Origin of the sequence: Microbacterium paludicola, from assembly GCF_015235415.1 — a bacterium.
Lineage (GTDB): Bacteria > Actinomycetota > Actinomycetes > Actinomycetales > Microbacteriaceae > Microbacterium > Microbacterium paludicola.
Genome location: NZ_JADGLL010000071.1, coordinates 1 through 9,013 on the forward strand (window position 1 = coordinate 1; position 9,013 = coordinate 9,013).

The 9,013-nt window shown below is 69.4% G+C and carries 13 protein-coding genes; 4 read left to right on the top strand and 9 right to left on the bottom strand.

Annotated features, from left to right (window positions below; genetic code table 11):
* Positions 1 to 103 precede the first annotated feature (103 nt).
* The 4 genes from IR155_RS16095 to IR155_RS15265 all read right to left on the bottom strand — a co-directional run bounded on the left by IR155_RS16095 (position 104) and on the right by IR155_RS15265 (position 2,613).
* Positions 104 to 202, bottom strand: a complete 99-nt coding sequence (locus IR155_RS16095) for an Lsr2 family protein (RefSeq protein ID WP_228067420.1) — start codon at positions 200 to 202, stop codon at positions 104 to 106.
* Between the two features lie 146 nt (positions 203 to 348).
* Positions 349 to 1,086 (bottom strand): HNH endonuclease family protein, encoded by a 738-nt coding sequence (locus IR155_RS15255; RefSeq protein ID WP_135115644.1) that lies wholly within the window; start codon positions 1,084 to 1,086, stop codon positions 349 to 351.
* 59 nt (positions 1,087 to 1,145) lie between these two features.
* Positions 1,146 to 1,700 (bottom strand): hypothetical protein, encoded by a 555-nt coding sequence (locus IR155_RS15260; RefSeq protein ID WP_135115645.1) that lies wholly within the window; start codon positions 1,698 to 1,700, stop codon positions 1,146 to 1,148.
* Between the two features lie 10 nt (positions 1,701 to 1,710).
* Positions 1,711 to 2,613 (bottom strand): ArdC-like ssDNA-binding domain-containing protein, encoded by a 903-nt coding sequence (locus tag IR155_RS15265; protein ID WP_135115646.1) that lies wholly within the window; start codon positions 2,611 to 2,613, stop codon positions 1,711 to 1,713.
* A gap of 523 nt (positions 2,614 to 3,136) precedes the next feature.
* Here IR155_RS15265 and IR155_RS15270 point away from each other — a divergent pair.
* From IR155_RS15270 to IR155_RS15280, 3 genes are read left to right on the top strand one after another with little or no spacing between them, the layout of a single operon-like run.
* On the top strand, positions 3,137 to 3,532 hold the full coding sequence (locus IR155_RS15270) for a hypothetical protein (RefSeq protein WP_135115647.1): 396 nt from the start codon (positions 3,137 to 3,139) through the stop codon (positions 3,530 to 3,532).
* Between the two features lie 59 nt (positions 3,533 to 3,591).
* On the top strand, positions 3,592 to 4,188 hold the full coding sequence (locus tag IR155_RS15275; protein WP_135115648.1) for a helix-turn-helix domain-containing protein: 597 nt from the start codon (positions 3,592 to 3,594) through the stop codon (positions 4,186 to 4,188).
* Positions 4,189 to 4,197: 9 nt separating this feature from the next.
* A complete protein-coding gene (locus IR155_RS15280; RefSeq protein ID WP_135115649.1) occupies positions 4,198 to 4,446 on the top strand; it encodes a hypothetical protein in 249 nt (82 codons plus the stop codon).
* A gap of 378 nt (positions 4,447 to 4,824) precedes the next feature.
* Here the strand turns inward: IR155_RS15280 and IR155_RS15285 are convergent, their stop codons facing one another.
* From IR155_RS15285 to IR155_RS15300, 4 genes are all read right to left on the bottom strand, one after another.
* On the bottom strand, positions 4,825 to 5,397 hold the full coding sequence (locus IR155_RS15285) for a hypothetical protein (RefSeq protein ID WP_135115650.1): 573 nt from the start codon (positions 5,395 to 5,397) through the stop codon (positions 4,825 to 4,827).
* 198 nt (positions 5,398 to 5,595) lie between these two features.
* Positions 5,596 to 5,868 carry a hypothetical protein gene (locus tag IR155_RS15290; RefSeq protein WP_135115651.1) on the bottom strand — a complete coding sequence of 91 codons (273 nt, stop codon included), beginning with the start codon at positions 5,866 to 5,868 and terminating at the stop codon, positions 5,596 to 5,598.
* A complete protein-coding gene (locus tag IR155_RS15295) occupies positions 5,865 to 6,134 on the bottom strand; it encodes a hypothetical protein (protein WP_135115652.1) in 270 nt (89 codons plus the stop codon). The genes IR155_RS15290 and IR155_RS15295 overlap by 4 nt, the downstream gene beginning before the upstream one ends.
* 127 nt (positions 6,135 to 6,261) lie before the next feature.
* Positions 6,262 to 6,774, bottom strand: a complete 513-nt coding sequence (locus IR155_RS15300) for a hypothetical protein (RefSeq protein ID WP_135115653.1) — start codon at positions 6,772 to 6,774, stop codon at positions 6,262 to 6,264.
* Between the two features lie 86 nt (positions 6,775 to 6,860).
* Between IR155_RS15300 and IR155_RS15305 the strand changes: the two genes are divergently transcribed.
* Positions 6,861 to 8,396, top strand: a complete 1,536-nt coding sequence (locus IR155_RS15305; RefSeq protein WP_194210356.1) for a hypothetical protein — start codon at positions 6,861 to 6,863, stop codon at positions 8,394 to 8,396.
* Here the strand turns inward: IR155_RS15305 and IR155_RS15310 are convergent.
* On the bottom strand, positions 8,390 to 8,800 hold the full coding sequence (locus IR155_RS15310) for a hypothetical protein (protein ID WP_135115655.1): 411 nt from the start codon (positions 8,798 to 8,800) through the stop codon (positions 8,390 to 8,392). The two genes, IR155_RS15305 and IR155_RS15310, sit on opposite strands and share 7 nt — an antisense overlap.
* Positions 8,801 to 9,013: the final 213 nt, after the last annotated feature.

The window sequence follows — 9,013 nt, forward strand, 5'->3', positions numbered from 1 at the left end:
CAACGGGCGACTCGAACACCTCCGCGGCTCCGCCCTCGGCTTCCGCAACCTCACCCACTACATCGCTCGGTCACTGCTCGAAGCCGGAGGGTTCAGACCCGCGCTACACCCTCGTTCGTGAAGAGCCCGTTTCGCCTTCGCCGGGCTTAAGGGGAGTGCCGTCGATGTCGTCGATGAGCTGGTGCATGATCTTGCGGGCCATGATTCGAACCATATAGCCGCAACGGAAAAGCGATGGATTGCACCGCAGAGAAATGGCGAGCGCCCGGCGAGGCCGCGATCCTGTCGGAGGAACTTGTCAGAGATACCTAGGAGAGGATCGCGTCGCCTCGAGCCGGGCGCCCGCGGTCATGATACCGACGCGGGCTGATCGCTGCAGTCGGTGAGAGTGTGGACCAGCTGGTCGCGGTCGTCGACGTCGACGGCCAGCTCCCAGTCGTGGAGGATCTGCGTGTACCGGGCTGCGTAGGTGCAGCGGTACTCCGGGTTGTCAGGGACGAGCCAGTCGGCGGGGCCGGCTTCCTGCTTCGCGTTGTTGGAGGGCCCGTCGACGGCAATGATGTTGGCCAAGTCGTTGGCGAACGCCATCTTGCGATCGGGGGACCATCGCCAGCCTCCGCCGCGGTGGACGGCCTCGAGGCTCACGATGTGCTCGATCTGAACTCCCTGGGACCCGGGGTTGCCCTCCTCGGCGACCTTGTCGTGCTGGAAGACGATGTCGCGGCCGGTGTACGGGTCGTCCTCGAGCACACCGGTGAGGACCGTGCAGCCGTCGACGTCGAGGACGACGTCGACCAGGTCGCGTTGCAGGACGTCGTTGCGCTGGTCGCAGGAGTTCCCGTCGATGTCGGCCCAGCGGGGCCCGTAGTCGGCGCGCACGTACTTGGGGTACTGCGCTGCCGGATCGATCGTCGGCAGCGCCTCTGCGAGCTGCGCTGCATCGGCGAACCCGGCGCGCGCCTGCGGCGACTCGGGGACGACAACCTCGGCGGGCGCGGGACCGGCAGTGTCCACGGCGAACCAGGCGCCGGCGGCGAGGACGGCGGCGATCGCCACAGCTACGGGGCCGCGTGCTCGGATGCTCATGACGGTCTCCTCTCGTGTCTATGTAGGTGGGTGGCCGGGTGGGGATCTGACCGACGAGCTCAGAGGAGGCGCAGGTCCCGGCGCAGCTGCTCGGTGAACGTGTCGGCGATGCGCGCGGCGAGCTCCTCGAGGAGGGCTTCGCGCCGGGGAGCGGGCAGATGCTGGAGGGACTCGCGCAGGCTCTGTCGCAGCTCATAGCCGAGGGCCTGGCCCACCAGCCAGCGCACCTGAGTCTGCAGGCGGTCGCCGATACGCCGTGCGCGCTCGATCGGCTGCAGCGGCGCGACGTCGAAGTCGACCTGCTCGATCGCCTCGGCCAAGGTGCGTCGCTGCGCGTCGGTGAGCTCCGGCGTGTAGCCGCGGGTCGACGGGTAGGCGTGCACGTGATCGCCGGCGGCGGTCAGGGAGATCTGCACGCCGATGCGCTCGGCGCGGCCGATGCGGATGACCTCGACCCGCTCGCCGGTCTCCGGGTCGACGGGGACGAGCCTGCCGAGGTGGTCCTGGTGGTGGGTCTCGGGCTGGCGGGTGTCCTGCAGCTCCCACACGATGCCGGCGAGGGCGACCCGGTCGCCGTAGGCGACGCGGGCCCCTTCCGTCTTGACTTCGCTCACCGTGGCCTCCTCACGCGGCCAGGTCGTGGTCCGCGGCCGCGGGGGTGAGGATCTCGATGATCTTCTGCGCCGCGGCGAGTACCCGGCTGGCGGTCTCGCGCATCACGTCGGCGTCGGCCTTCTCTGCCCAGCCGGCGATGTATCCGGTGCTGTAGGAGCCGGTGTCGAGCCCGAGCGCTCCGGCGACGATGTAGGCGGTGGACTCGGCCTCGACCTCCCGGGTGCCGCGGTGAGCGACGTAGTCGGCCTGGTCGTCGGTGTGGCCGAGCGTGACGTGGGCGACCTCGTGGATCATCGTCTTCGCAGCCTGGGCGGGTGCGATCGCCGCGTTCAGGGCGATCGTCTGGCGCTCACCGGAGGCGTACCCGTTGAAGCCCTCCCGCAGCTGCTCGCGGATGACCTGCCAACCCTGGGCGGTCATGTGCGCGGTGAGGTCGTCGACGATGCCGAAGTCGTCGTCGCCGGTCAGCTGCCGCACCGGGTTCTCGGGCACTCCGGGGTGGCCCGGGATCGGGTCGGTCTGGCTGATGTCGAACACGGACAGGATCGGGAACCGGGGAATCACCCGGGTGCTCTCCTCGCCGTTCTCGTCGGTCTCGGTGATGCGCTTCTGCGAGAAGCCGAAGATCTTGATCGCCTTCTCCCCGTCGCGCACCTGGCGGCCGCGCTCGCGCCACTTCACATAGCCGGCGACCTGGGTGGCGTTCTCGCGCTGGGCGAGGATCAGCATCAGGTTGTTGAGCGAGTAGCTGTGGAAGCTGCGCGCGTAGCTCAGGAACCGCGCCCATCCATCGGACCCGCGCAGCTGCTCGACCTGCGCGGTGATCTTGGCGTGCAGCTCGTCGACGCGGGCCTGGCGCTCCTCGGGGGTGAGCGTCTTGCGGGCCCTGCTGCGCTTCGTCTTCGTGGCCATGATGCCCCTCCAACTTCTATTAGCATCTCTGACAGGTACTAATATAGTCTGTGTTCGACAGGGATGCAACCCCCGAGATCGGACCCGCCGCAGGGTGTCTTTTCGCTGTCAGATCGGAGGCCCGCGAGGCACCTATACGGAGGACGCCAAGAGGAGGCACATGACGATCGACGCCCACGCCACGGGACGGGTTCGGAGCGAGGATGTGTGACCCTCGACCGGGGCCGCGATGCAGCGCGCACACGGCGCAGCAGCTCTCGCGCGCACAGAAGCGCTGTGCGCGTGCGCGGGACACGGCCGAGCGTTCTCCCGACGACCGCCGAGCTCGGCAACGGCTGGCTCGAGCGGAGGAGTACCTGCAGCGGAAGCAGGAGGCGTACGACTCCTCACCGCGGGGGCAGCGCGAACTCGTCGCGCAGATCTCGAGCGCTCCCGACCCGACCGCGTCGGAGATCGACTCGCTGCGCACCCGTCTCAGCGTGGGTCGCGCGACGCGGATTCAGCAGCAGCGATCCTTGCTCGAGTGAACGGGCTGAGTGCGCAGCTCGAGGCCGAGGAGATCGCCCGTGCGCTGCGCCGCGTTCGCCACCCCGCCGGATATGGCCGGCATCCTCTCGTCCTGCCTTCTGACGTGGTCGGCTTCCTCGTACAGGGCGACCTGGAACGCGCCGATGACGTCCGGTACCTCACGCTGTGGCGCGACGGTGCCACGGGAGAGATCGAGGTCTTCGCCACCGAAGTGGTGACCTCGGCTGCGCGCGCCCGACGCCTGGCGAGCGAGCCGGGGCGTCGTGGCTTCTGGGACGCACAGACCGCTACCGCGATCGGCGCCGAGGTGAGCCTGCTCTACATCGCTCCCGGTGACGCCCTGGGCGCCATCGCGGCAGAGCGCGCCCGCCAGAAAGCGAGCACGGAATGACCGACAGCGCTGGAAGACTTGTCCCGGCCGCTGTGTCCGGCCGTTCGGGAGGTGAGTCGATGCGAGACGGCACGCTCGCGCTGCGCCGCTCCGCCCTCGGCATCACCGTCGACGAGCTCGCCGAGGCCCTTGGCCTCGACCCCGCCACTGTGCGCGCCTGGGAGGACGCTTCCCAGGCGTATGCGCCGGCCCTGGTATGGCTCGACGACGTCGCCGCTGCCGTCGACCGGGCCCTCGACCAGTTCGGCACCTTCGTCACCGCGATCGCGCCGTCGACGCCGGAGGACCTCGAGGCGGACCGTATCCTCGCCGCGGCGCGAGAGTCCGGCACCTGGGAAGCGGACCGCTCGCCCGAGTGGACCTTCCTCCTGCCGTCCGTGAGCGCGGCCGCCGCCGACCCTCGAGCGGTGTACGCCACGCTGTTCCCCTCGGAGCCGATCCCGCTCGGTGCGTACAACGCGCTGGTCGGTCGGTGTCTGCTGTGGTTCCACGCCAACGTCACCAAGCGGGCCGAGCTCGTCATCGCGGAGCTGACGACCCCGCTGGATGCCGAGCGCATCTTCGAAGGCGACATCGCCGACCTCGCCCTGGCCTATGAAGAGCCCGCGCGCGTCATCCAGCTGCTCGAGCGACCGGGGTCCGCAGCGATCAGCTGAACCGCACCGATGACCAAGAAGATCACGCAGTACCCCGCTGGCGGTCCGGACTGGGCGACTATCGCGGCATGGGCCGACGCCGGCAGACCCGACATCCCCAACGACGGCACCTGGCGGTCGCCACGGTGCACCGGCTGTGGCGAGAAGATCGCAGAGGACGACGACGCCATCGGCACCTCCCGCGGCCCGTTCCACAACGACTGCGCGATCGCCGAGCAGCACGAGGAGAGCAGATCATCGCCACCGGTGTGCTGGTGAACGGAGCTCACGTACCTCGCTGAGGTGCGATCGCCGGCGCCTGGTGCACGAGGACCTGGTCCGAGTATGCGAGGCGGCACGAACGGCAGACGTATCCGTGTGCCACGGTGATCAGCACGGTCCCGCAGCTGGGGCAGCGCGGCTGCGTGTAGGCGGCGAGCTCGTCCATGACGCGTGAGCCTATGGGACCGTCCCGTCGCCTCGCGGCCGTTCTCCACAGGCCGCGCTCGAGCAGCTGTTCGAGCGCGCACCCCGGGGCGCCCCGCAGACGCTCGGTGTCCCCGGTGGTGCTCAACGAGGGTCCCTGGCTGCGTTCTGGCCATTCTCGGCCCCTTTCTGGATGGGGCGGTGGGCGGCGGCGGCCGCCCACCGCGGGGATCAGTTGCGGGCGGCGAAGTCGGCGATCGCGGCGATCATGCCCTTGCGCTTGTCGATGCTGCGGCCGATGCCCTCCGGGCTGTCGTCGAGGACGCCAGCTGCGTCGATCGCGCGCATGAAGCGCACCGCGTGCGGCCGGAGGCGGAAGCCGTCGCCGTCGGCGGCGGTGCCGACCTGCAGCGTGTCCGCTCCCGCGCGGGGGACGATGGTGGGCACCCGGAGGCCCGAGGGGATGTGGAAGACGTCGTAGCGGCCCTTGCGCTGCTTCGCGACGGCGTACAGGCCGGACTCGCTCACCTCGAGCGGGTAGACCTTCTCGCCCTGCGGCTTGTTGCCAAGGCGGAACGGGCGGCCGGCGCCGCGCATCGGGAGCGACGCGAAGATGTCGGCGTGCTCGTCGACGGGGTGGCCCCACTCGGCCATGTGCTCGCGGTAGATCCGCTCGAACTCCTGGTCGCTCAGCGCGGGGATCGCGCGCGACTTCGGCAGCGGGGCCGGCTTCCAGGACGGGTTGTGCTTGCGCTCGAGGAACTGCTCGAGCGTCTCGCGATCTTCCAGGACTGCGTTGCTCATGATTACCTCCGAACTAATAGTACCTCTGACAGGTACCAATATACGCGTATGGCGTGCGGCAGTCAACCCCTGGCCGCCAACAGGTTTGTGCGCGGAGTGGTCGACGGACCGGCTGCTGTAGCAGTGGAGCGTCGACGCTGGTGGCTGTGCTGACTCCCGAGGCCCGAGGGCGCGTCACCCGGGCCTCGGGAGCATGGCTCAGCGCTTGCGTCGGCGGCGGGCGGTGCCGATCTCCGGAATGCCCGCCCGCTCGTGCTCGAGCGTGCGCAGCTCGGCCTCGTCGGAGTCGGCCCAGCTGTCCGCGAGCGCGCGGAGCATGTCCGGGATGCTCGCCCCGACGAGGGGAGAGCGGTGCGGCTTGCGCCTCGGCGTCCCGTCGGCCTCGTCGCGGTACAGGATCAGCGTCCAGGGGCGCGCCGGGTCCGCGCCGCGGTCGAGGTCGTCGATGACGATCCGGATCCGGCGGGTCACGAGGCGACCTCCTCGATGCGCAGCCGATCACCGAAGTGCGCGACGCGGATGATGTACTCGCCGCTCTCGTCGCGCTCGACCCAGACGGTGGCGAGGGTCCTGCCCTCGGCGTCCTCGTAGTCGACCTTGCCGAAGCGGTCGGCATCGTGGTCGAGCAACGGGCGGAAGGTGTGCGGGTTGCCGCTGATCCAGGGCACGGGCTCGGCGCGCTCACCGGTGTCGTACGGGTTGAGCAGCGGGCCGTGGGGGCTCTTGGTCTGACTCATCGGACTCCTCCATCTAGTATCTCTGACAGGTACCAATATAGCAGAGGTGGCGGACATTCGGAGCTGCGGCACGGCGCGGCGGCGGTGATGCACCCCGCCCGGGGCTGCGCCGGGCGGGGTGGTTGGGTCAGCTGCCGGGGCGGAGAGCGCCGACCAGCTCGTGGACGATCTCGAGCAGCTGGTCCTCGTAGTGCTCGTACGCCTTCACGTCGCCGTCGTCGGCCGCCTGGTAGGCGGCGACCGCGGCGTCGTAGGCGGCCAGCGTGCTGCGGATCCGGCTCTCGTTGGCCTTGCGCTGCTCGAGGAAGGCACCGGTGGCCTCGGCAAGCTCGAAGCCTGCCTCGTGCTCCTCGTCGTTGCTGTCGCCCTGGCTGGCGGCGATCCATGCGTCGCGCGCCTCGGCGAGCGAGGACAGGTCCTCGCCGAGCAGCTCGATCTCCGCCTCGGCGCTGAGCAGCTCGGCGGCTAGGTTCGGGTAGCCGACCCCCTCGAGGTACTCGGCGAGATCTCCGACCGTGATGCCCGGCCCGTCGATCTCTCGCGCCAGGGTGAGCGCGTCGTGCTTGTCCATCGCGAACGCGCTGACCCGACCGTGCAGGTAGGCGTGGACCTCCTGGATGCTCATGGGCTTGGTGCTCATCTCGACCTCCTAGTAACTGGTATCTCTGACAGGTACTAATCTACTAGGGGGCTCCGACATTGCACGGCGTCGGATGGTGGTGGTGGTTGTACATCTCGCCGGAGCGGGTGCAGGAGCGCACCGCGGTGCGCATTCTGCTGGCGAAGGATGCGATCAGCACGGGATGGGACTGCCCGCGCGCCGAGGTTCTCGTCTCGTACCGTCCCGCGACCGATGACACCCACATCACGCAGCTACTGGGCCGCATGGTCCGCACTCCACTGGCTCGCCGTATCCCCGGCAACGACCTGCTGAACTCCGTCGAGTGTTCGCTGCCGTTCTTCGACAAGCGCACCGCGCGCCGCGTGGTCGGTCTCCTGCTCGGATCCACCGATGGAGACGAGCTCGACGCTGACGACCCGTCGAGCGAGGGCGCAGGTGGCTCCGGTGGCGGCGACGGCCGCCGAGTGCTCATCGGCCCGGTCGACATGACCGTGAACGAGCAGATCCCAGAGGCGGTCTGGGAGGCGTTCGACCGTCTCCCCTCCGAGACCCTCCCGCGCAAGACCTCCCGCGCTACCGCGCGCCTGTCCGGGCTCGCTCACGAGCTCGCGTACGACGGGATCCTGCCGGGCGCCACGAGCAAGGCGTATGCGGAGCTGCTGGGTGTCCTCGACGGCGTCGCCGCGCGGTACGCGGACACGCTCGAGAAGGCACGACAGGACCTCTCGGTCGTCGACGGGGAGACCATGGTCGCCTCGATCAAGACCGGCCTCATCAGCGGGACGATCGGATTCACCGAAGCCGCCGACGAGCGGGCTGTCGAGGCCGAATACCGCGCCGCCGGCCGAGTCCTCGGCCGTGAGCTCGCCAAGCAGTACGCCGAACGCATCGACGCTCGAATCGACGACGAGCACGACGGGTTCTACACCGCGCACCTGCACGTCGCTGCCACCGCCCGCATCCCCGGCGTCGAAGACGAGCTCGAGCGCGCCGCGCTTGCCCTGGCGAACGAGTGGCTGCGCATCTACCGCGCGCCGATCATGTCACTGCCCGACCACCGCCGCGCGCAATACGCCGAGCTGGTGGCGATGGCCGGCACGCCGCAGACGATCTCGATCCTCCGCCCCAAGGTGCGCACCGAGTCATCTGTCGACACCGAAGGAAACCCCGTCGCGACCAGACCTCGACACCTGATGTCGGATGCCGATGGCAACTTCCCGATCGGCTCCCTCGGCTCCTGGGAAGTGGAGGTGCTCGATCGCGAGCTGCCCTACGCGATCGCCTGGTACCGGAACCCGCCCCGCTCCGATGACGCGCTCTCGATTGCGTACAAGGACGGCAAGGACGCCTGGCGCCGCCTCTTCCCGGACCTGATCTTCTTCAACGAGATCGGTGGCGTCATCCGGCCCTCCATCGTCGACCCGCACTGGCACGACCTGCCCGACGCGCTGCACAAGCTGCGCGGTCTCGCGCGCTACGCGGCCGAGCATGCCGACGACTTCCACCGGATCGAGGCTGTCTCCAAGATCGACGACGTCCTGCGCGTGCTCGACCTGACGCAGCGGGCGGTTCGTGACGCGATCAACAGCGCTACCAGCGCGGCCGAGCTGTACCGAGGACCGTTGGCTGTCGATTACTGAGCACGCGTCTGCGGCGGGCGTTGCTCCAGGGTGTCGCGGGTGAGGTCGACGGGGCCGCCCACGCGCCACAGCAATGCCGCGCGGTCGAGGTGCGCTCGGTTGAAGAAGTGCCAGCGGCGCTCGTCGCCCTCGATGTACTGGGCCAGCACGAACGGGGAGGAGACGGTGAGGCCGTCGTAGGCGATCGCGTCGCGCAGGTCGAGCGCCACGGCCACGGCGTACGGCTCGCGCAGGTACGGGTGGGAGGGTGCCGGGTGGTGGACGTTGAGTCGCGCGCCGGGGCGCAGCGCGCGCTCGTGGTGCGCGATGAACTGCTCGGGGGCCTCGTACGTGACCGGCTCGTAGGGCGGATCCGGGGTCGCGGCCGTGAGGCGGACGAACGTCTCGAACGATCGGATGGTCATGGCGTGCTCCAGGGGTCTGAGGGGCGCTCTCGCGCGGGATCTGCGGGGCGGTGCCCCAGGGTGCTGTCCTGGGGCACCTGGGCCGGCTAGACGCTATGAGTGGTTGAGCCTGAGGCCTCCGCTCGCGTAGACCGTGGGTTGCGGGCCGGTCTTCCGGCTTCGCCTATCCACATACGTGAGGGAGGCCCCAGTTGATATCTGAGCGTACGAGTG